Genomic DNA, 23,098 nt, shown 5'->3' on the forward strand with positions numbered 1-23,098 from the left:
GTCCTTTTACTGAGCTGTACATTCCTCGTTTAAACACATTCCATAAACTGTCTTAATCCAAACAGGATTGGCTCCTACTTGGTCATTTCGTCCACTTTCGTCTAAATCTTGAATTTTATTGACGTGTAGGGCGGAATTTTTACCCCCCTCCTCTTCGGCAACTCGACCTTTGGAGAAGGTAAAGAAGTCCACCATCCGGGTCGTGGCGTAAAATTCGTTCTTTTGCGAGACATCTTCAGCAATGCTTCCGTGGGCCCGAAAGGCAGTGTCCCTAAAGTGTAGGGTGTATTCACTAGAGTAAGGGGTAAAGTAAGTTAAGTTTGCGCGATTCCTGAAAGTTTCAAATGCATAGTTGCGGGCCGCAATCGAGTTTAAAATTCCGGTATGAATGACGCCAAAAAAGCCAAATGAAAAGTTCAAAAGCAGAACCACGATGACCAAGATGGGAATCATCTCGAGTGTTGCCATTCCTTTTTCATTCTTGATTCGCTGTGAATTTAGCATCCGTTGTCCTCCAGGGGGACGTAGTCTGTTGCCCCTTGGGTACCGTACTGTTTAAAGCGATCAGTCATAATGCCGATGGCCTCGTACCTGCGATTCACATATAGGTCCATGCATTCTTTTGCTGACGATTCGCGGGTAAGGATAGTTGTCAGACGAGTTGCAAATTCTGAGGCTTCGCCGGTCTCAGAAGTACTCCCTAGGAATGCAATTTTAAGATTCATAATTTTGGGTGTAAGCTCTACGCGAACACCCGTAAAAGCGACCCGGTCCGTATTAGATTGTCCATCCCGATAGGATTCGGAAAAATCTTTATCTGAGGCGCCACCTACGCGTACGTCGGGGTCTGAAGAGAGGGCGAACAATGAGCCATCACCGAAAAAGAGGCCCTTGAGTGCCTTTTGATTGATAATAGATTTATATTTATCTTGAGCAGCTTGAACCTGATCTTCGACGGTGGCGTTGCTGCTGATCATGGCTCGCGCAGATGTAAACGAGATATATTGAGTGATTTCGATCACTGAAAGAGTGTATGTGACCGCAAATAAAACGGCACTAATACCTGCTGCTAGCACCATCGAAAAAATGAATTCTCCGGTGATAAAGCCTTTGTTGCGATTTGTATGATTTGTAATTGGAAGTAAACGCATTGTTACTTCCTTGGATCGTAGGTTAGTAGGCGTGAAGTATTGTTAGGATGTTTTTTGCAAACTTTGGACGGAGCGCCCCATACTCCACATTCGGTCATACCTTGGATTTGTACCCATGGCCCACCCACCATTTTTGCTAAAAATTTTTCGTTGCGTAAAAATTCAGTGGCCGCCATAAATGCGCCCACGAAAATAACGGTCAGAAGAACGGCTTCGATTGCAAACTGACCTTTATTATTCAGCTGCTTCATTCGATCCCCCTTCCGATAATAGATTATTTTGCTTTCCAGTTTAAGCGTTCGCCTTTATCGCGAAAGCCGTCTCCGGTTGAAATTTGCTTTTCTACCCGTGCGCCTAAACGGGGCGCGCCTTGTTTAAAGGCGTTTGTGGGCGCAGACATAAATGTCTTCATTGTGATGGCAAACACGCAAACTAGTAGCAAGACGTATTCGACAGTCATAAATCACCCACTTCCTTAAAGTTTAAAAGCAGAGATCTTAATCGAAGAGCGCTTATTCAACGCTCATGATTTTACCTTTAAGGTCGCTGAGCTTGCCTTCCATTGTTGTCTTGATGTCTTTTCCGAAAAGCATCACAAGACCTACGATAACAACCAAAAGAAGGATATATTCAGTAGCACCTTGGCCAGATCTGTTTTTAAGTAGTTTCTTAGAGAAATTTTTGAAGTTTTTCATAGGTCGTCCCCCTTATTACACTTTTCTTATCGGCAATCCGGACTGTCTCTTGAGGGGGCGTTTTTGTTTTTTTAGTTGATTTCTCGAAATGAGACAGCTGGTCTAAAGACAGGAATAAACCTCGGGTATTGACGAAAGTCTTGTCTCGCAGTATTTTGAGGGCGGGGGAGCTTTCATCATGCCAAAACAACTTGTCGTTCTTTACGTTTTCTGTGTCGTTGTCCTATTTGTGGTCAATGTCGTCGTATCTTAGCCTTGGGTAAGATCGATCTTGTAACTTAAAAGGCCCTTTGCAGGGCCTTTTTTATTTTTCTTAGTTTTTAAGGTGATAAATATCGGGATAGTTACGGCCCTTTTCTTCAGAATCCATTCCGTATCCAACCACATAGCGGTCGTCGATTGTTTTTCCAACGAATTCTGCGCGGATTGGCAGCTCTCGTCTTGCTGGTTTGTCTAATAAGGTAACAATCTTCAAAGAAGCAGGACCAGCTGCGAAAAGGCGGTTTCTTAGGAAGCTCAGCGTGCGTCCCGTATCGATAATTTCTTCTACGATGATGACGTGTTTATTGGCGATATTAATAGAGATATCTTTGATGATCTTGATCGTACCACCACGTTCGCTGGCAGCAACGTGGACAAAGTCCACTTGTTGTGGAAGATCGATTTCTCTCATAAGGTCGGCTGTTAAATGAACCGAACCACGCAAAGGACAAATAAAGATGATTTCTTTTCCTTCGTATTCTGCCTCTATCTGAGCAGCTAGTTTTTTAACTAGGTCTTTAATTTCGACCGCAGTTAAGTAGGGCATCATGTCGTCTTTAATTTGAGCCATGTTGAAATCCTTGAAGTTTAAAGTTCGATTGTTGTAATTCCTGCCGCCTGAGCCATCTTCAACAAGCGGAGCGCTTCTGGATGTTCGGGATCACGAATAAGAATATTCTCCCACTGTTCAGTAGCCTCAGCAACGTTGTTCGAGTTGTAATAAATAACTCCAAGCTTCAGTCGAGCTGGAATAAAGTGTGGGTATTCGCGAATAAGCGATTTTAGGTCTTTAATCGCCCGGTCTGGATGTCCTAGTTGCACATAGACCTCTGAAATTCGCATCGTGATTTCAGCCTTGCGTGTAGAAAGCTTTTGGGCTTTTAAAAGTTGCTCTAGAGCTTCATTGTAGCGACGATATTGATAATATAGATCCGCCAACTCTTCGTGTTTAGATGCAAGCTTTTCATCTAAATGAGGATCTTGCCGGCCAGTTTTTTTATCCAATTGGCTTTGAGCCTCAAGAAAAACCTGTTTTCCTTCGTCGTATTTTCCAAGGTCGTTCAGAATAATAGAAAGACCAACGCTGGCATCAGTATAGGTCGGATCGATCTCGAGAGCTCGTTTGAAGGTCTTGATTGCTTTATTAAACTGCCCTTTGTCATAGAAAATCGTTGCTAACATCTGAAAAACTTCAGGGTTGCGTGTTCCATTTAAAAGCATTTGGTTAAGAATAGGCTCGGATAATTTATAGTTTCCGTTAATAAAATAACCGCGTGCTTCGGCTAACATGTCATCATTGAGGGCTTTCATTAGCGAAGCTCCTTTTGAATTTTCTTTGCTTCATCACTGTCGCCGTATTTATTGATTAGCTCGTCTGAATACTTCTTTAAGCGAGCTGTATCATCAATTGATTTTGAGCAAAGAGCTAAACGATACAGAGCCTTTTTTTCAAAGCCCAGGCCGCCATAGGAAGAATATAAATTCTCGTAGCGTTTAAGGGCGCTATCAAACATTTCGCGCTTGAAGTAAAAGTCAGCAATGTACTCTTCTTTTTCCGCCTTCATGCGAATGACTTTTGTGCGTTTTTCTTTGGCTTCTTCAACATATGAGGAAGTTGGATATTTCTTTAATAGATCAGAAAATGCCAAAATACACTCGTCGGCTATGCTAAGATCGCGATCGATTGTTTCCGGTAATTGATTGAAAATACTGATGCCAATTCGGAATTGAACATAGTCAATTTGTGCATGAGTCGGATGTAGATCGCGAAAATTTTGATACGCAACTTGGGCTTCGGCAAAAGACTCTTGTTTGAAGTAAACATCGGCGACCGCAAGCTCGGCTTTGACTGCCCAGCTCGAGTAAGGAAATTTATTTCGAACTTCATTGTAGCGACGAATAGCTTCTTCGAAACGGTCGTTCTCTTCAAAGTGTTGAGCCGCGCTGAAGGCACCCTCAGGAGTTGAGGAGTCTCGTTCCGCTGAAGCGCAGCCTGATAAGATTGCAAAAGATGTAGTAATTAGAACAACTTGCAGTAGCTTTTTCATAGGCTTAGATTCTATTGGTCGAGCTAGACCAAAGTCAACTAAGGCTACCGGGAATGAGTAAAAACTTGCTCTTTTTTCACCCATCCAGCTGGGGTTCCTGGGTACTGAACTTTGATATATTCGTTCTGGGTTTCAAAAATGTGAACTTCAAGCCCCTCACTAAGCTTTAAAAGCTCTATACCGTTTTGGGGATCGGGGGTTACAAGGACTGGCACTTCTTCTTTAAGAATGGTTCCCCGAATCACTTTCGCATCCCATGCTTTTAAGCCGCTGATGAGTAAAAAGGACAACCCACAAGTTGAAAGGAAAATGGCAATCCAAGGCCATCTTGGTGGTTCAAGCTCTTGCGCTTCTTGTTCTTTTTTACGCTTGATGTAATTAAGCCAAAGCCATCCCGATGAAAACACAAGAAGGGCCAGAAATAGAAAAATGGAATTTACATCTACTTTTACTAAAAAAGACTGATGAAGTTCTTCAAGAAAGTCGGATTGATGCGGTATGGCCTTGGGGGGATGAGTAGAGTTTAGATAGGTAATCAGTTGCTGAGCTTTTTCATTTCTCGGATTTATTTCCAGTAAAGATCTTGCTAGACCAAAGGCGAGGCCGATTTCTTTCTTTTCGGCGGCGATAATAGCTAGATTTAGCTTGGCAGATTGGTTATCAGGTTGAATTTTCAAAGCTTCTTTTAGACTCTGCCGAGCGGCATCAAGGTCTTTTTTCTGTATGAATTCTAAAGATCTTTTGTAGTGATCTGCAAATGTCGCAGTGGATTCTGCAGCCCATAGCGAAGAGCAAAAGCAAAGTCCTAATAGAGATAAGACGAATAGCAAGAAGGAAGAGCGAAGTTGTTTTGTCATAGCAGCTTGATTGTACATCACGTGTCTTGTCATCGTCTACCTTCGCCAATACAATAGACAAGCTGACTATTTAAGATCCACAGAAAGGTCCAGTTATGTCTTTATTGGGAACTCAAATTAAAACTTCAAATAACATTGATTCAATGCTCAACCAACTTGTATCGGAAGTTGGAAAAACAAGTTCCGAACTAAATGGAATTCGCCCAGCAAAGGCGGACCTTAAAGATGCCTTCAAAGGACATCTTGACGAGATCGCAAAGTTTCGTGGACGCCCACTTCATTATGCATACATCGGTTCTGGTGCAGGCCGTGGTCCATTTGTAGAACTTATGGATGGATCTGTGAAGCTAGATCTAATTAACGGCATAGGAATTCACTTAATGGGGCACTCTCATCCTCGAGTTATGAAAGCGGCTGCTCGTGGCGCTTTGGCTGATATTGTGAACCAGGGGAATCTACAGCCGAACATGGAATATGTCGAGATGACCCAAAAGCTGGTGAAGTTGGCAGGCAAGAATTCACGCCTAAAGCACGCTTGGTTTGCCACTTGTGGAACTATGGCAAACGAGAACGCACTAAAAATTGCACGCCAAAAAAGATCGCCTGCAAAATATGTATTAGCCTTTAAAAATGCTTTTGCAGGTCGTTCAACTATGATGGCCGAATTGACTGATAATCCAGCCTATAAACAAGGTCTGCCAGAGTATAACGAGATTTTACGAGTGCCTTTTTATGAAAAGAGTGATGCTAATTCAATCCAAAATTCGTTGAACATAATGAAAGAGCACATCAGTAAAGTGGGCGCAGAAAATATTGCATGTTTTGCTTTCGAGCCTATGCTGGGAGAGGGCGGTTATCAGGCTGCGCCTCGGGAATTTTTTATTCCAATGTTAGATTTGTGTAAATCCAATGGTATTGCTGTTTGGGCCGACGAAGTTCAAACCTTTACTAGAACGGGCGAATTATTTGCTTTTGAAACTTTAAATATCGGCCAATATATCGATATCGTGACGATCGCTAAAACCGCTCAATTGGGTGCAACCCTTTACACTGAAGAGTATAATCCAAAACCAGGTTTGATTGCCGGTACTTTCTCGGGGGCGACAGCTTGTATGTCAGCGGGAATGGAAATTCTGGATATCTTGCAGGACGGATTTTTAGGACCTCAAGGCCGTATTATGCAGATTCACCGTCGATTTATCGATGGGTTTAACAAAATGAATCAGACGACATGTAAAGGATTGGTTTCAGATGCGGGCGGAATGGGACTTATGATTGCGTTCACGCCATTTGAAGGCAAGAAAGAACAGGTTGATGTCTTCCTTAAGAAGTTATTTGATAACGGAGTAATTGCATTTCCTTGCGGGAAAGGGCCAGTCCGTGCGCGGTTCTTGGTGCCTGCCATTATTTCTGATTCGGAAATTGATTTAGCCCTGCAAGTAATTGAAAAGACAATTTTAGAGGGTGTTTAATTGAATTTTATTGAAGCTTGCCGCAAGGCTATTTCCATCGAGAGTACTCCAGCAACGGGCTCTTTAGAGCTTGCGTTGTGGTTAAAGAGCTACTGTGAGGATAGAGGTCTTTGCGTCGAGCTTCAGAAAGAATTTTCAGGAGATCAAGAAGACGCCAACATCATTATTCGGCCTAGTTCCGAACGCGGAGAAAATGAGTTCCTGCTGCAGAATCATTTAGACACTCCTGCGCCGGGACCATTTCAGCTTTGGATTAAGAATGGTCAAAATCCATTTGATGCTACTATTGAAGATGGAAAAATTTATGGACTTGGTTCTGCAGAGGCAAAATTAGACCTTCTTTGTAAGATTGAAGCGCTTTCGCAATTTAAAGACATCACCGCTTATAAACTGCCTCCTGTTATAGTTGGAACATTCGGGGAAGAAACTGGAATGGTAGGAGCTTTAAAGCTGATTCGTAAAAATAAAATATCAGCCAAGAAGGCCCTCATTGGGGAGCCCTCAAATTTACGAGTTACCAACGCTGGCAAAGGTTTTGCCAGCGTTGAAATTAGAGTCCCTTTTTCTGAAGCCGAACTTTCGTATCGTGAAGCGCACAATCTGCGCGAAAGTACGTCGACGCAATCAAAGTTATTTACCGGAAGGGCCGCGCACTCCTCGGCGCCTCAATTGGGAGAGAGTGCCATTCGAAAAATGTTCGATCACATCATAATGTTGCCAGATTCGGTCAACATTATGGAGGCTGATGGTGGAACTAATTTTAACACAGTTCCAAGTCATGCATTTTTAGAGCTAGATATGGGGGAGCCCACGGCAAATTCAATCGCAAAAAAGCTAGCATTTATATATAAAGCCATTCGAAATTTAGAGTCAGACTTCATTCGCTATAAAGATGATAAATTTGATCCAGATATTGCAACACTAAATATCGGTCTGGTCCGCACCTTCGAGGACCATATCTTCATTGCTGGCAATTGTCGGATTCCGCCAATTGTCAGCCAGCAAGTGTATGAAGCTTGGATGCAAAATCTTAACGAGGCCTGTGAAAAAGTGGGCGCGGTTTTTAGAATCGTTGACTATAAAAAGCCTTATCGTACGGACGAGCAAAGCATGCTACTAAAAGCATGTCGTGACGAACTGCGCGCGATGAATCTTTCGGACGAGGTGGGGACGCACGCTTCAACGAATGAGGCCAGCATTTTTAGTCGTATCGGCATTGAGTGTGTCGGATTTGGTCCGGGTCTAAGGCAAGACAACACTCACACCCCGCTAGAGCACATTGCTTTAAAGGATCTTGAGCTGGCTGTCGAGTTTTATAAAAGAATTATTGGAAGGATTTGTTTATGAGTTTCATAATTAGGCCAGTGGCTACTGAAGATCTTTCTCAACTTGTTGATTTAGCCAAACAGTTTAATCTTTTAAATCTTCCGGGGGATCGAAAAGTTTTAACGGAAAAGATTGAAAGATCAGTTCAATCTTTTGCAGGCAAGCTTCCTAAAGCAAAGTCAGAGTATATTTTTGTCGTTGAAGATCTTGAGGAAAAGCTTATCGTCGGAAGCTCTTTGATTATGGCAAAACACGGCACAGAAGAGATTCCGCATAACTATTTTAAAATTTTAAAGAAGGACCACTTCTCTCAGGACTTGGGAATTGGTTTTATTCATCAAGTACTTCGCTTTCAAATAGATGTTGATGGCCCAACGGAAATTGGTGGACTGCTGGTGGATAAATCCTATCGACGTCGACCAGAAAAACTAGGCAAGCAAATCTCGTTGGTGCGGTTTGTGTATATGGGGGCCTTCCCTGAAAAATTTGAAGATCGCGTTTTATGCGAGCTAACGCCGCCATTAACCGAAGAAGGTCGTAGCGAATTTTGGGAGGCTTTGGGGCGACGGTTCACGGGACTACCCTATCAAGAGGCGGATCTTTTATCGCAAAGTAATAAAGAGTTTATTGAAAGCCTGTTTCCGACCGAAGATATTTATATGTCGTTGTTGGACTCTAAAGCGCGTTTGGTGTTGGGCCGAGTTGGAGAAGCGACTAAGCCCGCTCAGCATTTGTTAGAAAATATAGGATTTGAATATATTGAAGAGGTTGATCCTTTTGATGGTGGTCCTCACTATGGTTGTCCAACTAAAGAAGTTCTTCCTGTAAAGCACGGAAAGAAGTTACAGGTAGATGAGTTCTCGGATGCATCTTATAAGGATCACTATCTAGTCGGTACATTTAGTCCAACAGATTTTAAGGCTGTGCTTTCTCCAGTGGATATTCGAGATGGCAAAATATGTATTCCAGCAAAACAAAGAGCGATCTTAGAACTTGATAAGGGCGATTTCGTATTTGCTTCTCCATTTTATTATCAAAAAGAAATTGAAAAACGAGGTTAAAGATGAACTACGTAGGCGATTATATCAATGGTAAGTTTGTAAATATCACGAAGGGTGATGGAGAGTTCAAAAACTTTAGTCCGGCCGATCTAAAGGACCTCGTATTGACGGTACCCTATAAGTATGACCACGTCGAAATGGCTGTTGAGTCTGCAAAAAAAGCGTATCCGAAGTGGGGAGCGCTTCCGTTAGAAGAGCGCAAGGCCTATTTATGGAAATTGAAAGAAGTTTTTGACTCTCACGCAGATAAAATGGCTGAGGTGATCGCTCGCGACACTGGAAAGCCAATGTGGGAAGCTCTCACTGAAGCTAAAGCTCTTGGAGCGAAGATCGATATTACTCTTAATCATTCGTTAAAGCTTGTTGAAGAAGAGCGCATTTCAAATGCCTTGCCGCAAGTAGATGGAGTGATTCGCCATCGCTCACGGGGAGTGATGGCCGTAGTAGGTCCATTTAATTTTCCCGCACACTTGCCAAATGGGCATATTGTTCCAGCCTTGGTTGCTGGAAATACAGTTGTCTTCAAGCCGTCCGAACAGACTCCGGCCGTAGGTCAATATATGGCCGAGTTGATTCATCATGCCGGATTGCCAGAAGGAGTGTTCAACTTAGTTCAAGGTGATGGAGAAACCGGTCGTCGTCTGGTGGCTCATGAAGGCGTGGACGGAGTTTTATTCACGGGTTCCTATGAGGTGGGCTTAAAAATTAAACAAGAGACCTTAACGCACTACTGGAAAATCTTAGCATTAGAAATGGGTGGTAAGAACGCCACTGTGGTTTGGGAAGATGCCGATCTGGATAAGGCTGTTTATGAATCTTTGGTTGGTGGATTTATGACTGCCGGACAGCGCTGTTCATGTACAAGCAGAATTATCGTTCACCCGAAACTTGCTGATGAATTTACGAATAAATTTTATGAAGCGGCAAAGAAGTTAAGCATCGGTCACTGGTCGAAAAATCCATTTATGGGGCCGCTAATTAACGGCTCGGCAGTGGAAAAATATATTCGCTTCCAAGAAATTGCTAATCGGGAAAACTGCGAATCTTTAATGAGGGGTAAGTCGTTAGAACTAGAGCACAAAGGGCACTACGTAACTCCTTCCATCCACTTAGTGAAAAAGTTTGATCCAAATAGCGTCTATCAAAAATCGGAAATTTTTGGGCCCAATGTCGCAATTTATCAGTCAGGAAATTGGGAAGAAACAATGAATATTGTTAACTCTACGGGGTATGGCTTGGTTATGGCCTTGTTTACCAAAGATAAGGCCTTATATGAAGATGCTTTGTTTAAAGCCCGGGTTGGTTTGTTAAACTGGAATCGCACGACAAATGGTGCAAGCTCGCGCTTACCTTTTGGCGGAATGGGAAAATCTGGAAATGATCGAGCTTCTGCTCACTATGCGATTCAATATTGCACAGTTCCTGTGGGATCTTTGGAGGACCCGACGCCGTTGGATATTACCAAGGCTCTTCCTGGAATGAATCTAGATTGGAAATAAATGAAAAAGGCAGTCGTCATTTCGATCATATCAATTATTTTGGTTGCTTTAGGGTTGGCTGGTGCCACTGGTTATCTTTACTGGAACTTTAAAACAACCCGACCAGCAGATCAGGCTGTGGAAGTTGTTTATGAGGTCAACTCGGGCACTTCGTTTAACCAAGTTGCAAAAGACTTAGAAACTGCGGGCGTGGTTCGTAATGCTCAGTTCTTGTCTTGGTATGCACGACTAAACGGTCAGCGCTCTAAGATGAAAACTGGCGAATACTTGTTTAGAACAAATATGTATCCCGATGAGGTCCTCAGTGTATTGGTTTCGGGAAAAAGCATTCAAAGACCGATTACTATACCGGAAGGTTATAATCTTTTTGAAATTGCCGCATTGGTGGAAAAGGCAGGTCTGGGAACTGCTCAAGAATTTGCGGCGCTAGTAACTAATAAAGAATTTATCATGTCTGTGGTTGGCGAGCCCTTAGATTCTTTAGAAGGATATCTATATCCGGAAACATATATGTTGTCTCGTAAAGATAATATGCAAAAGTTAGTTACTTTGATGGTGAAGGCCACGTTAGAGGTTTTTGATCAGGTTAAAAATGCTGCTCCAATTGATCCGGTAGCACAAAATTTAACCCGTCATCAAGTTTTGACCTTTGCAAGTATCGTTGAAAAGGAAACTGGTGCAAAACAAGAGCGACCATTGATCGCTTCTGTTTTCCATAATCGTTTGCAAAAAGGAATGCGCTTGCAAACGGATCCTACTGTTATTTATGGCAAAGCTTTGATTAACGGAAAGCTTGAAATTAGCATAACAAAAGCCGATCTATTGAATCCAACTCCTTACAATACTTATACGATCTCTGGATTGCCTCCTGGTCCAATATCAAATCCTGGAAAAGAAGCCATAGCGGCGGTCTTGCGGCCCGCAGCCTCAAGCTATTTATTTTTTGTCAGTCAAAATGATGGCACTCATGTATTTACTGAAAATTATCAAGATCATGTAAAAGCCGTTCGACAGTTTCAACTGGATCCAAAGGCTCGAGAGGGCAAAAGTTGGAGAGATTTAAATAAGAGTTCTAATCAATAAAAGGGCCGTTTGGCCCTTTTTATTTGCTAATATTGGATTCGGATTGGGAAGAGTTAATGCGATCAAAAGATTTTGTATCAGGGTTGAACTTATAGATATTTAGCCGAGCTATCATTTGATCGTCAAAAGCAGGAGCGAAGATTTCCATTGTTCCATCGCCTTCCATATCACCAATAGCCAAATTAGTTGCATTTCCTTGATAAGTAAAATGAGCATCGCGCTTTTCATCAAGACGAATTTTTGCAAGCAATGAAGCTTGCCCATCCTCGATGTTTTCGAAAATCTCTAACGATAAGCCATCGGCACTTTCAATTTTTAGTACAGTGACCTTTGGCCCATTCGGACCTAAGGCTCCTTCGACTTTCGCAAGAATAGTTCTTTGTTCAGAGGAAACTAGAGCTTTTGCTTTTAAGCGTAGGCTAGGAACTACGGCCACAGTGGTGCAAGCCAGGGCAAGAAATATCAAAAAAATAATGGCGGTTCGTTGAGCATTCATATTGAAAGCCTGCCATAATTTGATAGCGTTGTCCTTATGAAAAAGCGAATCGTATCTAAATTTGGTGGAACATCGATGGGAGACGCCGAGTGCATGCGCAGAAGCGCTCGCGTCTCTATTAAACAAGAGTCTTCTGTGGTCGTTGTTTCTGCAACATCGGGGACGACAAATGATCTTATTGCCCTTGCTCAGACGGCCCAGCAAAGTACGTGGGACAAGTCAGAAGAGATCATCAATAAAATTAAATCCAAACATGATAAAATTGCAGCAGAATTGAAAATTTCAGCGACAAGTGCGCAAAAGTTGTATCGGCTATACGAAGAAATGGAGTCCATTGCTAAGGGCATTCATTTTTTGAAGGACTGCTCTTTAAAAGCTTTGGACACTATGCAGAGTTTGGGCGAAAGAATGTCCTCTTTGTTGTTTACAGAAGCCTTTAACGACGAGCTGGTAAAGGCAGGGCTTAATGTGAAGGCCGAGCTTTTTGATGCCCGAGATGTTCTAAGAACCGATGATAATTTTGGTAAAGCTCGGCCGATGACGGAATCGATCATTCTGCTTTGTTCTGCAAAGATGCAGTCTTGCATTCAGGGTGAAGTAATCTATGTGACCCAAGGCTTTATTGGCTGCACTGAAGATGGTTTTACGACGACGTTAGGGCGAGGCGGAAGTGACTACTCTGCAGCCATTTTTGCCGAAGGAATTAATGCTGATATTCTTGAAATTTGGACAGACGTTCCTGGCATAGCGACTACAGATCCGCGAATTTGTTCAGCCGCACGAGCCATTGATGAAATTTCTTTTAAAGAAGCTTCAGAGCTTGCAACGTTTGGAGCAAAGGTTCTGCATCCAGCAACCTTGTTGCCTGCGATTCGAAAAAATATTCCGGTCTTCGTGGGGTCGAGCTTCGAGTCGGGAGCCCGGGGAACCTGGGTCCGCAAAGAGGTGGATCAACATCCATTGATTCGTGCAATGGCAACTCGAAAGAAGCAGGTTCTTGTCACGATTTCAACTCCAGAAATGTTACATACTCATGGCTTCTTGTTTCAGATCTTTAAGGTCTTTAATGATCATAAAGTTTCGATCGATGCTATTACGACATCTGAAATTTCTGTGTCTGTGACTTTAGATGATTCGGCTCTTTTAAATCGTAAGTTAGTAGCTGACCTGTCACAGTTTGCAGATGTGCAAGTTGAAGAAAATCTTTGTCTGGTTTCATTGATTGGAAATAATATTAATCATACTCCAGGATTGGCAAAAAAGATTTTTGAGGCAATTCCCGACATTAATGTTCGGATGATTTGCTTAGGTGCTAGTAAACATAACTTTTGCTTTTTGGTTGCTGAAGATAAAGGTAACGAGGTTATTCAACGACTTCACAAGACATTTATCGAGGGCTGAAGAGGTTTTATGAGTTTCTCTAAGGAACATTTTTATCAATTGCTTGAGCAGCGACGCTCGATTCGAAAGTTTAAGAACCAGCCGGTTGATCGTCAGATAATCGAGCGAATTCTTGCCGCTGGAATGCAAGCACCATCGGGCAAGAATCGTCAAAATTGGCGATTTTTTGTTGTGACTGGAGCCAAGCGAGAGGCCTATCTAAAGCACTCACAAAAATCTTGGGAAGGCATTAAGGACATATTAAGCCAGCGATTGAAGCCGTCTCTTTATGAATTTACCCAGCGGTTCTTTTATACCTTAGGCGATGCACCTGTTCTGGTCTTTGCCTATAGCCATAACTCGGCGGATGAGCGCTACCATACTAGTATCGGTTCCGTATACATGGCCGTCGAGAATATTAACTTAGCTTGTGTCGCCGAGGGATTGGGATGCTGTACGATGGGGGCACCCTTGGAAATTAAAGAAGATGTGGATCGATTTTTAGGCGTGGATCAGCTACCCGAATACAAAAATGGCGAGTTAGAGCTGCTTTGCGGCTTGGTTATTGGCTGGCCCGATCATGAACCTCCGAAGGCTCCTCGACAGGTAGAGGGGCGAATTCACTGGTTAGAGTAGCCCTAGGGTGATAAAAACTCAGTTATTTAAATAATTTACACTGATTTGGGGTCCCATTCTTACAGTTTGAGGCTCGCATATATTTTCATGGCCGTTTTGCAAGGGTCTGTGATATAACGCTCGGCTTATGAATCCAGTTGAATCCTTGAAAGAGAACCCCTTCGTGCTTGCGCCGATGGCGGCAATCACCGATCACCCATTTAGAAAATTCATGCGCAGCCGTGGCGCGGGTGTGGTCGTTAGTGAGTTGATATCTGCAACTGGGATTGAGTATGGAAACTCTAAGACATTGAGAATGATGAGTTTTGATGAAACTCAACGACCGGTTGGCTTGCAAATCTTTGGAGAAGAGCCGGAAGTGATGGCAAAAGCCGCTAAGGCTGTCGAGGCGACAGGTGCTGATTTTGTAGATATCAATTTTGGCTGTCCGGTTCCCAAAGTCGTAAAAAAGGGCGCAGGCTCAGCAGCGCTGAAAGATCTGGTTCACTTAGGCAATGTGGTTCGCGCTTGTGTTCAGGCGGTAAAAATCCCAGTGACTATCAAAGTTCGCACGGGTTGGGACGCAAATTCCGTCAATGCCATTGAGACTGCCAAAGTGGCATTCAATGAGGGGGCGGCTTGGATGGCCATTCACGGTCGAACTCGGGCGCAAGGCTATTCAGGGGACGCCAATTGGGACTATATTGCTGAAGTTAAGGCTTCAGCAAAGCTTCCAATAATTGGAAATGGCGATATCTTGACACCACAACAGGCGATTTATCGGTTAAAGTCGTCAGGATGTGACGGTGTGATGATTGGTCGAGGATGTTTAAAAAATCCTTATATCTTTCAGGATGCTTTGGCACTATACCGTGGTGAACAATTGTCGCTCGAAAAAAGAGACTTTGGAACTCTGTTCATTGAACTATCAAAAGAGATCCAAGAGCATTGCGATGAGCACGTTGTGGGACTGCAACTCAGAAAGTTTGCAGCTTGGTTTTCGACTGGTTATCCTGGGGCCTCCCAATTCAGGAAAAATATTTTTGCCACCAAAGACACTCAGCAAGTTTTAGAACATGCCGTAGAGTTTTTCAACGGATTGGCAATCACACAACAAGAAGACACCTCTCACGAGCCTTTCTTGATGGGTGGACACGGCTAGCAACAAGGGGCCGTTTTTGTTTTAGGTTTTTTGAAGTTTGTATTTAGGTTTGAATTTATAGGAGAAGTTAATGATTCAAGATCCAAAGAAGATCAGAAATATCGCGATTATCGCGCACGTCGACCACGGTAAAACTACACTCGTGGATCATCTAATTAAACAAGCAGGTACCTTCCGTGACAACGAACACGTTGAAGAGCGCTTGATGGACTCTATGGATCTTGAAAAAGAGCGTGGAATCACTATCGCTGCGAAGAACGCTTCTTTTACTTACAAAGATATTAAAGTAAATATCGTAGATACACCGGGACACAGTGACTTCGGTGGTGAAGTTGAGCGTATCTTGAACATGGTTGATGGTTGTATCCTTCTTTGTGATGCTTCAGAAGGTCCACTTCCACAGACTCGTTTCGTTTTGAAAAAAGCTTTGGAAGGTAACAAAAAAGTTATCGTTTGTATCAACAAAATCGACCGTTCTGATGCTCGTATTCAAGAAGTTCATAACGAGATCTTCGATCTATTTATCGACCTTGATGCAACTGAAGAACAGTGTGATTTCCACACCGTTTATGCCATTGCCCGTGAAGGTATGGCGACTTTGGACCCAAATGTTCGCACTGAAAACCTTCAGTGTCTTTACGATGCTATCGTTGATCTAGTTCCACCACCAAAGATCGAAGAAAACCACCCATTCCAAATGATGGTTTCTAACATCTCTTATAACGACTACGTTGGCCGTTTGGCGATTGGTCGAGTAATGGGTGGTACTGTTAAAGTTGGTGACGAAGTTCTTGTTGTTCAAGAAAAGGGACAAAAGAAAGTGCGCGTAACAGCGTTGTTCCAATACAAAGTAAACTCGCAAGTTCCAGCCCAAGAAATTGGTGCGGGTGATATGGCGATCGTTGCGGGTATGGAAGATTTCACTATCGGTGACACTATTACTTCTGCTTTGGATCCTCGTCCACTTCCACGTATCACTGTTGAAGAACCGACAGTGGGTATGGTGTTCTCGGTGAACAACGGTCCATTTGCTGGTCTTGATGGTAAGAACGTAACTTCACGTAAGATCTTTGAACGTTTGGAAAGAGAACTTCTTTTCAACGTGGCGATTCGTGTAGAAAAAACCGACAGCACGGATTCTTTCAAAGTTATCGGCCGTGGTGAATTGCAATTGGGCGTCTTGATCGAACAAATGCGTCGTGAAGGTTTCGAACTTTGTGTTTCTAAGCCGACAGTTGTCTTCAAAGAAGTTGATGGCAAGAAGATGGAACCAATGGAGCATGCGGTTATTGATATCGAAGATGCTTATGTGGGTGCTGTGACCGAGAAGCTTGGTCGTCGTAAAGGTATCATGGTTAACATGAATACTAAGGGTTCGGGTCGTACACGTTTGGAATTCCGTATTCCTTCACGTGGTTTGATCGGTTACCGTTCTGATTTCTTGACGGACACTCGTGGTACAGGTTTGTTAAACACTCAATTTGATGGTTGGGATGAATACAAAGGTGAAATCGAAAGCCGTTTGAATGGTGCGATGATTTCTGACCGAAAAGGTGTTGCAACAGCTTACGCTATTTGGAACTTGCAAGAGCGTGGCGTGATGTTGATTCAACCAACTGAAGAAGTTTATGACGGTATGATCGTTGGCGAACACGCTAAGGAAAACGACCTTGAAGTGAACATCACTCGTGAGAAGAAGTTAACTAACGTTCGTGCCTCTGGTTCGGATGAAGCGATCCGTCTTGTCCCTGTGAAGAAGTTCACATTGGAAAGAGCCATGGAATGGATCAAAGACAGCGAATTGATCGAGGTGACTCCTAAGCACATCCGTCTTCGTTGCCGCGAATTGGATCCAAACAAACGCGCAAGAGCCGCGAAAGAAGCTAACTAGTCTGTTTCAAAATAAAAGGGCTGCTTATGTGCAGCCCTTTTTTTATTTCATCAGTGTTTGTGCAGTTTGCATTATCCAAGGTACGAATGCTGCTACCGAAGTGTAGGCGCCGATGCTTTTACAGAAGCGGTCTCCCCATGAAGTCACGCCGACTACAAATACTTTGCTGCCACTTTTTATGTAAGCGGGTCCACCTGAGTCTCCGCTGCAAGCCGATTTTCCGTTAACGACCGAGTAAGTAAACTGGCTTGAAGTTAGTTTTGGGTTGTCGATCTTTACGGTTACTTTATTCATTTCAACTGCGCTTTGTTGGTAAAGACCATCTGTTAATCCAAAGCCCACTAAGGTCACTGATTTTCCTTTTACTAGGTGAGAAGTTCCCGTTGGAATTGCAGCAGTTCTAGCCGATTCAGGCGCTTCACCATCTAAACGTAGCATTGCGATATCTTCCATGGGCTCTTCAGTTGCAGTTTGAACGGAGTTTACAACGTAGTCTTGGTGAACTTGCACTGATTTGATGCCGCGGAAAACAACTCGAGAGTCCTTAAGATCTTTAGCGACGGGAAGGCCGAATCCTACTTTGACCAAGGGGCGAAGTGTTTCGATATCTACGCCCAGCTCTTCAGCAAAGTCTGCAAAACAGTGAGCCGCAGTTAAAACAAGCTCTTTGGCAATCAAAGTTCCTGTACAAAAATTTAAAAAGCGTGTTCCTCCGCCCCGAGATGGAAGACTTACGTAAAGTGCAACCGTGGAAAGTCCAAGCACATCTGAAGATTTCACTGCGGAGCCATTAACTATGGCTTCGGTCGACTGATCTACGTTCTGTGCTAGATCTTGAGTCTCTAGTTTTTGTGGAGCACATGCCAATAAGCTGGCTGCAACCACTGTGACTAAAGCAATTTGTGTGAGTGTTTTTACTTTCCCCGATAACATATCCCCTCCTGGATCCCCTCGTTATTCAGTCCGCCTCGCGTCCTGTGAATATTGGATATAGTCCGGCGTGATCTATAAGATCAAATCGAATAAATCGTTTGATTCCATAAAAAAGTCTTATGGACAGGTTTGGGAGTGAAGGGAAGGGCTGGCCCAAAGACGGCTTCTTTGGGCTCAATTTCCCAATGATTGTAGATACTTGCTTAGAGGGGTAGGCTATATCTATGAACAGACAAATCGTCATCGAAGCTAAAGATCTGGTAAAAACCTATGGTGAAAAAATTGTCGTCGATCGATTGAATATCGAAATCGAAAGGGGCGAATGCTTTGGCCTGCTAGGCCCCAACGGTGCGGGCAAATCCTCGACGATGAAGATGATGTATTGCACATCGCTTGTCACAACCGGCGAGTTATATGTTCTCGGCCTCAATGTAAAAAAGAATTTTCGTGAAATTAAATCAAGAATTGGTGTCGTACCCCAAGATGACGGATTGGATCCCGATTTCACAGTGATCGAGAATCTTTTAGTGTTCGCAAGCTACTTTGGTATCACGCCAAAAGAAGCTGAAGTGCGAGCTCAGACATTGCTGCGTCTGATGAAGCTAGAGGACTACCAGGATCGATCGGTTGAGACTTTAAGTGGCGGTATGAAGCGAAGGTTGGCAATTGCTAGAGGACTTTTGAATAATCCTGAATTGTTATTTTTGGACGAGCCAACATCCGGCCTAGATCCGCAAGTGCGCATCTGGGTATGGGATTTCTTCAGGCAATTGAAGACAGAAAAAACGACTATTGTGATAACAACACACTACATGGAAGAAGCTGAAGTCATGTGTGATCGAGTTGCAATAATGGACCGAGGAGTTGTGTTAGCTATTGGTCGGCCCAAAGATCTTATTTCTGAGCACATCGGAAAAGAAATTGTTGAGTTTGAAACAAACCCAGTTGATTTAGGATATTTTTTAAATCGCCTTCGTGAAAATGGATATTCTTATCAGGTCATTAAAAATCGCGTGGCAGTTTTGGTGCGCGAAGGACAAGAGGGGCGGAAGGTCTTAGATCTTATTCCAACAGATAGTATCACGCTTAGAAGACCTACTTTGAACGATGTGTTTTTAAAACTGTCCGGTCACGAGTTAAGAGACGAGTAATATGGCATTAAAGAATAAATTCTTTGAAAAAAATGGAATTCAAGTTGGAGCTGTAAAAGTCTGGCAGCGAAATTTTCTTTACTTCAAAAAAACTTGGCTCGTTAGTTTGTTCTGGATTGTCTTAGAGCCGACAATTTATCTTGGTGCCATTGGATTTGGTCTTGGAGCCTTTGTTTCGAACATGGGGGGGATGAGTTACATTGAATTCTTCCTGCCTGCTTTGCTTTGCTCGACTGCGATGATGGTCGCATTTTTTGAAGGCACCTATGGTTCATACACAAAATTAACTCATCAAAAGACCTACTCGACAATTATGTTGTCTCAGGTGGGACCGGAAGAAATTGTCTTTGGTGAGCTGTTATGGTCCTCGTGCAAAAGTTTTTTTGGTGTGCTGGGTGTGGTTGTCGTAGCAAGTTTTATTGGATTGATTGACAGCTGGCGAATATTTTTAGCGATACCAATTTTATTTGTGGTCTCTTGGGTTTTCGCAAGCTTTGCAATGATTATGACCTCTGTTGCTAAAAACTATGATTCATTTGTCTATTCAACTTCAGGAATTATAGTTCCAATGAGTTTGCTTAGCGGAACTTATTTTCCCTTAGAACAACTTCCTTCTGGGCTAAAACTATTTGCGTGGGTGTTGCCACTTACACACGGGGTGCATGCCGTTAGGACAATACTTAGTGGTAGTTGGAATTGGATCATTATTATCAATGTAGCTTACTTAGTATTTTTAGTATTTCTTTTTACTCGGATTTCAATTCATAGAATTGGACGACGGCTTCTAAATTAAAGAAAGTCGTCTTCAAACTCGGACTGATTAGAATCGCTTTCACTTTCTGCTTTGGCTGGACTAGTAGGACTTTGATTTAAGTCCATCTTCGTAAACTGGTTGAAGAAGGTATCCACTCTAGCCATTGCAATGTCATATTCGCTAATGTCTATTCTTTGATATTGGTATAGATTCTCGATTAATTGAGTTAGTCGATTCTTAGCAAATTTGGTCAACTCTTTCTTTCGAAATGAAGCACTATATTTTATGGGATTTGGCAAAAGCATTACCAAAAAAGCCGATTCGGCCACATCAAGCTCTGAAGGCTTTTTCTTAAAGTAGAAAAGAGCTGCTGCCTTAATTCCATAAATACCATCGCCAAATTCGACAACGTTTAAATAACGCTCTAAAATTTCGTTTTTTGACAGACTTTGCTCGATCTTAAGTGTCAAGACTGCTTCAATAGCTTTTCGAGCTAAGGTCTTTTCCTGGGTCAAGAATAGGTTTTTTGCAAGCTGTTGACTGATCGTTGAGCCGCCCCGTTTATATTTTTTAGTTTTTAGGGTTTCTTTGGCATTCTTTTCGATCGATTCCCAATCGAACCCGTGGTGTTGATAGAAGGTCGAATCTTCTGCTAAAATTAATGTCTTTTGTACATATTTAGATATCTGATTCAATGGAACATATTGGGGCCCACCAGGGCAAAGCTCCACTTCATACATTTTGGTGGTAAAACAGCCTTTAATCTTTTCCTTACTGGGGATCTGCGATAGACCCCAAATACATAAAGTAATAAGAGCTGATAAGCTTAAGCTAAGACCAACAAAAAAGAACTTTATCATTTTTCTAGCAATCCATTCTTTTTCATCCAGCCAACACTATTTTTTATGGCCTCTTGGGCAGGGCGTGGCTTAAACCCGAGTTCTCTTTGCGCCTTGGATGAATCGAACCAGTGAAACATCGTAGCTGTATATGCATTTTCTCGACTTAAGGAAGCTTTTAAGCCTAGGCTTGAAAGCAGATCTCCGAAAATTCCAATAACATGCAAAACAAAATTAGGTATTTTTAAATTTGGCGCAGGAACTTCGGCTTCTTTTGCGATCATTGAAAAAAGATTTTTGATGGTTATGTTTTCACCAGCAAGAATGTATTTTTCTCCGTTTTTTCCTTTGGACCAAGCCGCCATAATTCCGTCGATGACATCCTCAACGGCAACCACGTTAACACCACCTGACGTGTAAAATTTAAATTTACCTTGAGCTACTTTAAGTTGTGTCTTTCGGCTGCCTTTTTTAGCATCGCCTTCTCCGTAGATAGTCGATGGATTCAGTATTACGGCGTCGATTTTATTTTCGAAGCACGCACCTAACACAATCTTCTCTGCAAGGTGTTTGGTTTCGAAGTATCCAAGATTCAAACTATGAATGGTATAAGGTGAATTTTCGTTTAATGGAACTTCATCAAAAGTCCCACCTATCGCGACCACTGAAGATAGATAAACAAGGCGTCTCACCTTTTGCGCATGAACCGCATCAACAACATTTTGAGTCCCTTGAACATTCACTTTGTCCATAAGAGGTCGATCGGATTTTTTGTAAGCGATGACTCCGGCAAGATGGAAAACAGTGTCGATTCCTTCAAAAGCAGAATGCAAGCTGGCGAGATCTGTGACATCACCATAGATATATTTGCATGGAACTTTGTCTAGTTCGCTAAGATCACTGTTCTTACGGACTAGGGCAAATACCTCGTGGCCATCTTGGACTAATCTTCTAGTTACCCATGCGCCTAAAAATCCATTTGCTCCGGTGACTAATACCTTTTTCATTTCTTTTCTTCCTTGATTCGTTTCAACAAAGATCTAACCAAACGAGTAACTGTCATTCCTACCATGGAACCGAAAAGACCTCCGCAGATCACATCTAGTGGAAAGTGGACTCCGTTGTAAACTCGGCTATACGCAATTAAGGCCGCTGTTGGATAAAGAATGACTTGAGAACCTGGTATAAAGGATGCCGTATATGTGGCTAGATTGAACATATTCGTAGCGTGATTTGAAACAAAACTATAGCCCCCATAGGGACTACGAACCTGAACTGAGATAGAGGGGGTGTCCCCAGGTCGAGCACGCTGAACAGTTTGTTTGAATAGCTGATTTCCCAAAAAATCGGATAGGCCAAGGCTTACCAAGAGACCTACAAAAATAAGCGAGCCCTTTTTCAAGCGAAATTTATAACAAAAAAGAAGAAAAAGAAGCAGTGGAACAATGACTTTAAACCAAGATGCTTTATGCAAGTCTGTAATTGCGGGCATGATTCTGTCAAAAAACGAGTTGCTAAGATCTCGATTAATAAAAAGAAGTAGTTTTTGATCTAGTTGGAGGATCCATTCAAGCATGAGAAAAATCTATAGCTTAATTTATGGAATGTCATGAGCAAAAAAAAGCCCCCAAGGATCGGGGGCTTTTTGGAGAAACGAACACGGGGATAGGGTTTATACGCACTCTTTTAACTTTTTGACGATTTCAAGAGCTTTTGTTTTATCGATCTTTTTAACTTCCATAATTGCCTGAACAAATGCCTCTTCCGAAGAGCCTTTTGTGCCAGATTCGATAAGTTGGTCATGACGATTCAAGATAGCGGTGTAAGAGTCTCTTTCCCGAACATCAAATTTGGTTAAAATGGACTCTGGAAGTGACTCTAGCTTCGTCAAAGCTTCAGTGACCATAGACAACTCGGAAGCCGAGAGTTCTTTTACAGATGTTCTTGCACCAGTAAGCGCAGAGTTTGCAATTAGTTTTGCAGAGGCATCTGCTGCTTGCTCAATGGATTTTGCCTGAGCGGCATCGACTTTTGCGATTTCTACAGACATTTTTTTAGCTGCGATTACAGTTGCCAAGTTATCCATGCGCTGGTGAGTTTTAGCGCCATCAGCAAGGGCCATTGAAAGCGTCGAGTTTTTGCTGGCAGGAAGTTGCAATTCATTAACAATTTTATTTTGAGCTTCTTTAAGAGCTTGGCCAGAAAGACCTTTTGCTCCTGCGGATTTGCCGAAGGCCGCTGTCTTTACCTTAGCGGAATATTCAATTAAAGATTCGCGAACGTTGACCTTACCAGAAGTCGCTGCCATTGCAGTTGTGCCTAGTGTAAACGATAGTGCCATTCCCAAAATAAACTTAGCTTTCATGTGTTCTCCCTTGTTCTTTCTTTTTACAGGGCCCCCTTTTTGTCATTTCTTAGAGGCTC

Annotated in this window: 26 protein-coding genes; 11 read left to right on the forward strand and 15 right to left on the reverse strand. The window is 42.7% G+C overall.

The features are described from left to right. Positions 1-6: 6 nt before the first annotated feature. The 9 genes from AC04MN_RS05835 to AC04MN_RS05875 form a co-directional block, all read right to left on the reverse strand. On the reverse strand, positions 7-504 hold the full coding sequence (locus tag AC04MN_RS05835) for a hypothetical protein (RefSeq protein WP_475382251.1): 498 nt from the start codon (positions 502-504) through the stop codon (positions 7-9). Then, positions 498-1,151 carry a hypothetical protein gene (locus AC04MN_RS05840; protein WP_475382252.1) on the reverse strand — a complete coding sequence of 218 codons (654 nt, stop codon included), beginning with the start codon at positions 1,149-1,151 and terminating at the stop codon, positions 498-500. The genes AC04MN_RS05835 and AC04MN_RS05840 overlap by 7 nt, the downstream gene beginning before the upstream one ends. A gap of 2 nt (positions 1,152-1,153) precedes the next feature. Next, on the reverse strand, positions 1,154-1,402 hold the full coding sequence (locus AC04MN_RS05845) for a hypothetical protein (protein WP_475382253.1): 249 nt from the start codon (positions 1,400-1,402) through the stop codon (positions 1,154-1,156). A 23-nt stretch (positions 1,403-1,425) separates the two neighbouring features. Then, positions 1,426-1,611, reverse strand: coding sequence for a hypothetical protein (locus AC04MN_RS05850; RefSeq protein ID WP_475382254.1), 186 nt, complete (start codon positions 1,609-1,611; stop codon positions 1,426-1,428). Between the two features lie 52 nt (positions 1,612-1,663). After that, a complete protein-coding gene (locus AC04MN_RS05855; protein WP_475382255.1) occupies positions 1,664-1,846 on the reverse strand; it encodes a Flp1 family type IVb pilin in 183 nt (60 codons plus the stop codon). 313 nt (positions 1,847-2,159) lie between these two features. Continuing rightward, positions 2,160-2,678: a hypoxanthine phosphoribosyltransferase gene (gene hpt / locus AC04MN_RS05860; RefSeq protein ID WP_475382256.1), complete on the reverse strand. Its 519-nt coding sequence runs from the start codon at positions 2,676-2,678 to the stop codon at positions 2,160-2,162. Positions 2,679-2,695: 17 nt separating this feature from the next. Continuing rightward, positions 2,696-3,418, reverse strand: a complete 723-nt coding sequence (locus AC04MN_RS05865) for a tetratricopeptide repeat protein (RefSeq protein ID WP_475382257.1) — start codon at positions 3,416-3,418, stop codon at positions 2,696-2,698. Beyond that, a complete protein-coding gene (bamD, locus tag AC04MN_RS05870) occupies positions 3,418-4,155 on the reverse strand; it encodes an outer membrane protein assembly factor BamD (protein WP_475382258.1) in 738 nt (245 codons plus the stop codon). The genes AC04MN_RS05865 and bamD overlap by 1 nt, the downstream gene beginning before the upstream one ends. Positions 4,156-4,199: 44 nt before the next feature. Continuing rightward, positions 4,200-5,045 (reverse strand): tetratricopeptide repeat protein, encoded by an 846-nt coding sequence (locus tag AC04MN_RS05875; RefSeq protein ID WP_475382259.1) that lies wholly within the window; start codon positions 5,043-5,045, stop codon positions 4,200-4,202. A gap of 62 nt (positions 5,046-5,107) precedes the next feature. Here AC04MN_RS05875 and AC04MN_RS05880 point away from each other — a divergent pair, with 62 nt between their 5' ends. The 5 genes from AC04MN_RS05880 to mltG are packed head-to-tail and all read left to right on the forward strand — an operon-like array spanning position 5,108 to position 11,453. Next, complete coding sequence (locus tag AC04MN_RS05880; protein ID WP_475382260.1) at positions 5,108-6,484, forward strand: aminotransferase class III-fold pyridoxal phosphate-dependent enzyme; 1,377 nt, start codon at positions 5,108-5,110, stop codon at positions 6,482-6,484. After that, positions 6,485-7,831: a M20 family metallopeptidase gene (locus tag AC04MN_RS05885; protein WP_475382261.1), complete on the forward strand. Its 1,347-nt coding sequence runs from the start codon at positions 6,485-6,487 to the stop codon at positions 7,829-7,831. It begins immediately after the preceding gene. After that, on the forward strand, positions 7,828-8,871 hold the full coding sequence (locus AC04MN_RS05890) for an arginine N-succinyltransferase (RefSeq protein WP_475382262.1): 1,044 nt from the start codon (positions 7,828-7,830) through the stop codon (positions 8,869-8,871). Before AC04MN_RS05885 ends, AC04MN_RS05890 begins: the two co-directional genes overlap by 4 nt. A gap of 2 nt (positions 8,872-8,873) precedes the next feature. Continuing rightward, the gene (locus AC04MN_RS05895; RefSeq protein ID WP_475382263.1) at positions 8,874-10,370 is read left to right on the forward strand and encodes a succinylglutamate-semialdehyde dehydrogenase; all 1,497 of its coding nucleotides are present in this window, start codon (positions 8,874-8,876) and stop codon (positions 10,368-10,370) included. Further along, positions 10,371-11,453: an endolytic transglycosylase MltG gene (gene mltG, locus AC04MN_RS05900; protein ID WP_475382264.1), complete on the forward strand. Its 1,083-nt coding sequence runs from the start codon at positions 10,371-10,373 to the stop codon at positions 11,451-11,453. It begins immediately after the preceding gene. A 19-nt stretch (positions 11,454-11,472) separates the two neighbouring features. On the opposite strand, the gene AC04MN_RS05905 is transcribed toward mltG, so the two are convergent. Further along, on the reverse strand, positions 11,473-11,949 hold the full coding sequence (locus AC04MN_RS05905; protein ID WP_475382265.1) for a hypothetical protein: 477 nt from the start codon (positions 11,947-11,949) through the stop codon (positions 11,473-11,475). Between the two features lie 36 nt (positions 11,950-11,985). Here AC04MN_RS05905 and lysC point away from each other — a divergent pair, with 36 nt between their 5' ends. The 4 genes from lysC to typA all read left to right on the forward strand — a co-directional run bounded on the left by lysC (position 11,986) and on the right by typA (position 16,997). Next, complete coding sequence (gene lysC, locus AC04MN_RS05910; RefSeq protein ID WP_475382266.1) at positions 11,986-13,350, forward strand: lysine-sensitive aspartokinase 3; 1,365 nt, start codon at positions 11,986-11,988, stop codon at positions 13,348-13,350. A 9-nt stretch (positions 13,351-13,359) separates the two neighbouring features. Further along, positions 13,360-13,965: a nitroreductase family protein gene (locus AC04MN_RS05915; RefSeq protein WP_475382267.1), complete on the forward strand. Its 606-nt coding sequence runs from the start codon at positions 13,360-13,362 to the stop codon at positions 13,963-13,965. 127 nt (positions 13,966-14,092) lie between these two features. After that, positions 14,093-15,106, forward strand: coding sequence for a tRNA dihydrouridine synthase DusB (gene dusB / locus AC04MN_RS05920; RefSeq protein ID WP_475382268.1), 1,014 nt, complete (start codon positions 14,093-14,095; stop codon positions 15,104-15,106). Positions 15,107-15,176: 70 nt separating this feature from the next. Further along, on the forward strand, positions 15,177-16,997 hold the full coding sequence (gene typA / locus AC04MN_RS05925; RefSeq protein ID WP_475382269.1) for a translational GTPase TypA: 1,821 nt from the start codon (positions 15,177-15,179) through the stop codon (positions 16,995-16,997). Positions 16,998-17,039: 42 nt separating this feature from the next. Here typA and AC04MN_RS05930 read toward each other — a convergent pair whose 3' ends face one another. Then, positions 17,040-17,930, reverse strand: a complete 891-nt coding sequence (locus tag AC04MN_RS05930) for a S1 family peptidase (protein ID WP_475382270.1) — start codon at positions 17,928-17,930, stop codon at positions 17,040-17,042. A 224-nt stretch (positions 17,931-18,154) separates the two neighbouring features. Here AC04MN_RS05930 and AC04MN_RS05935 point away from each other — a divergent pair, with 224 nt between their 5' ends. Then, the gene (locus AC04MN_RS05935) at positions 18,155-19,081 is read left to right on the forward strand and encodes an ABC transporter ATP-binding protein (protein ID WP_475382271.1); all 927 of its coding nucleotides are present in this window, start codon (positions 18,155-18,157) and stop codon (positions 19,079-19,081) included. Between the two features lies 1 nt (position 19,082). After that, complete coding sequence (locus AC04MN_RS05940; protein WP_475382272.1) at positions 19,083-19,874, forward strand: ABC transporter permease; 792 nt, start codon at positions 19,083-19,085, stop codon at positions 19,872-19,874. On the opposite strand, the gene AC04MN_RS05945 is transcribed toward AC04MN_RS05940, so the two are convergent. The 4 genes from AC04MN_RS05945 to AC04MN_RS05960 form a co-directional block, all read right to left on the reverse strand. After that, positions 19,871-20,695 (reverse strand): transglycosylase domain-containing protein, encoded by an 825-nt coding sequence (locus AC04MN_RS05945; RefSeq protein ID WP_475382273.1) that lies wholly within the window; start codon positions 20,693-20,695, stop codon positions 19,871-19,873. The genes AC04MN_RS05940 and AC04MN_RS05945 overlap by 4 nt on opposite strands. Next, complete coding sequence (locus AC04MN_RS05950) at positions 20,692-21,681, reverse strand: SDR family oxidoreductase (RefSeq protein ID WP_475382274.1); 990 nt, start codon at positions 21,679-21,681, stop codon at positions 20,692-20,694. Before AC04MN_RS05950 ends, AC04MN_RS05945 begins: the two co-directional genes overlap by 4 nt. Continuing rightward, positions 21,678-22,250 (reverse strand): phosphatase PAP2 family protein, encoded by a 573-nt coding sequence (locus tag AC04MN_RS05955; RefSeq protein ID WP_475382275.1) that lies wholly within the window; start codon positions 22,248-22,250, stop codon positions 21,678-21,680. The genes AC04MN_RS05950 and AC04MN_RS05955 overlap by 4 nt, the downstream gene beginning before the upstream one ends. Positions 22,251-22,346: 96 nt before the next feature. Beyond that, positions 22,347-23,039 carry a hypothetical protein gene (locus AC04MN_RS05960; protein ID WP_475382276.1) on the reverse strand — a complete coding sequence of 231 codons (693 nt, stop codon included), beginning with the start codon at positions 23,037-23,039 and terminating at the stop codon, positions 22,347-22,349. Positions 23,040-23,098 lie beyond the last annotated feature (59 nt).

Source organism: Bdellovibrio sp. ZFWA1 (genome assembly GCF_056175665.1).

Bases quoted from the DNA above. Each gene is read 5' to 3' on its own strand.
- AC04MN_RS05835 (WP_475382251.1), bottom strand. From the start codon at position 504: ATGCTAAATTCACAGCGAATCAAGAATGAAAAAGGAATGGCAACACTC.
- AC04MN_RS05840 (WP_475382252.1), bottom strand. From the start codon at position 1,151: ATGCGTTTACTTCCAATTACAAATCATACAAATCGCAACAAAGGCTTT.
- AC04MN_RS05845 (WP_475382253.1), bottom strand. From the start codon at position 1,402: ATGAAGCAGCTGAATAATAAAGGTCAGTTTGCAATCGAAGCCGTTCTT.
- AC04MN_RS05850 (WP_475382254.1), bottom strand. From the start codon at position 1,611: ATGACTGTCGAATACGTCTTGCTACTAGTTTGCGTGTTTGCCATCACA.
- AC04MN_RS05855 (WP_475382255.1), bottom strand. From the start codon at position 1,846: ATGAAAAACTTCAAAAATTTCTCTAAGAAACTACTTAAAAACAGATCT.
- hpt (WP_475382256.1), bottom strand. From the start codon at position 2,678: ATGGCTCAAATTAAAGACGACATGATGCCCTACTTAACTGCGGTCGAA.
- AC04MN_RS05865 (WP_475382257.1), bottom strand. From the start codon at position 3,418: ATGAAAGCCCTCAATGATGACATGTTAGCCGAAGCACGCGGTTATTTT.
- bamD (WP_475382258.1), bottom strand. From the start codon at position 4,155: ATGAAAAAGCTACTGCAAGTTGTTCTAATTACTACATCTTTTGCAATC.
- AC04MN_RS05875 (WP_475382259.1), bottom strand. From the start codon at position 5,045: ATGACAAGACACGTGATGTACAATCAAGCTGCTATGACAAAACAACTT.
- AC04MN_RS05880 (WP_475382260.1), top strand. From the start codon at position 5,108: ATGTCTTTATTGGGAACTCAAATTAAAACTTCAAATAACATTGATTCA.
- AC04MN_RS05890 (WP_475382262.1), top strand. From the start codon at position 7,828: ATGAGTTTCATAATTAGGCCAGTGGCTACTGAAGATCTTTCTCAACTT.
- AC04MN_RS05895 (WP_475382263.1), top strand. From the start codon at position 8,874: ATGAACTACGTAGGCGATTATATCAATGGTAAGTTTGTAAATATCACG.
- mltG (WP_475382264.1), top strand. From the start codon at position 10,371: ATGAAAAAGGCAGTCGTCATTTCGATCATATCAATTATTTTGGTTGCT.
- AC04MN_RS05905 (WP_475382265.1), bottom strand. From the start codon at position 11,949: ATGAATGCTCAACGAACCGCCATTATTTTTTTGATATTTCTTGCCCTG.
- lysC (WP_475382266.1), top strand. From the start codon at position 11,986: ATGAAAAAGCGAATCGTATCTAAATTTGGTGGAACATCGATGGGAGAC.
- AC04MN_RS05915 (WP_475382267.1), top strand. From the start codon at position 13,360: ATGAGTTTCTCTAAGGAACATTTTTATCAATTGCTTGAGCAGCGACGC.
- dusB (WP_475382268.1), top strand. From the start codon at position 14,093: ATGAATCCAGTTGAATCCTTGAAAGAGAACCCCTTCGTGCTTGCGCCG.
- typA (WP_475382269.1), top strand. From the start codon at position 15,177: ATGATTCAAGATCCAAAGAAGATCAGAAATATCGCGATTATCGCGCAC.
- AC04MN_RS05930 (WP_475382270.1), bottom strand. From the start codon at position 17,930: ATGTTATCGGGGAAAGTAAAAACACTCACACAAATTGCTTTAGTCACA.
- AC04MN_RS05935 (WP_475382271.1), top strand. From the start codon at position 18,155: ATGAACAGACAAATCGTCATCGAAGCTAAAGATCTGGTAAAAACCTAT.
- AC04MN_RS05940 (WP_475382272.1), top strand. From the start codon at position 19,083: ATGGCATTAAAGAATAAATTCTTTGAAAAAAATGGAATTCAAGTTGGA.
- AC04MN_RS05945 (WP_475382273.1), bottom strand. From the start codon at position 20,695: ATGATAAAGTTCTTTTTTGTTGGTCTTAGCTTAAGCTTATCAGCTCTT.
- AC04MN_RS05950 (WP_475382274.1), bottom strand. From the start codon at position 21,681: ATGAAAAAGGTATTAGTCACCGGAGCAAATGGATTTTTAGGCGCATGG.
- AC04MN_RS05955 (WP_475382275.1), bottom strand. From the start codon at position 22,250: ATGCTTGAATGGATCCTCCAACTAGATCAAAAACTACTTCTTTTTATT.
- AC04MN_RS05960 (WP_475382276.1), bottom strand. From the start codon at position 23,039: ATGAAAGCTAAGTTTATTTTGGGAATGGCACTATCGTTTACACTAGGC.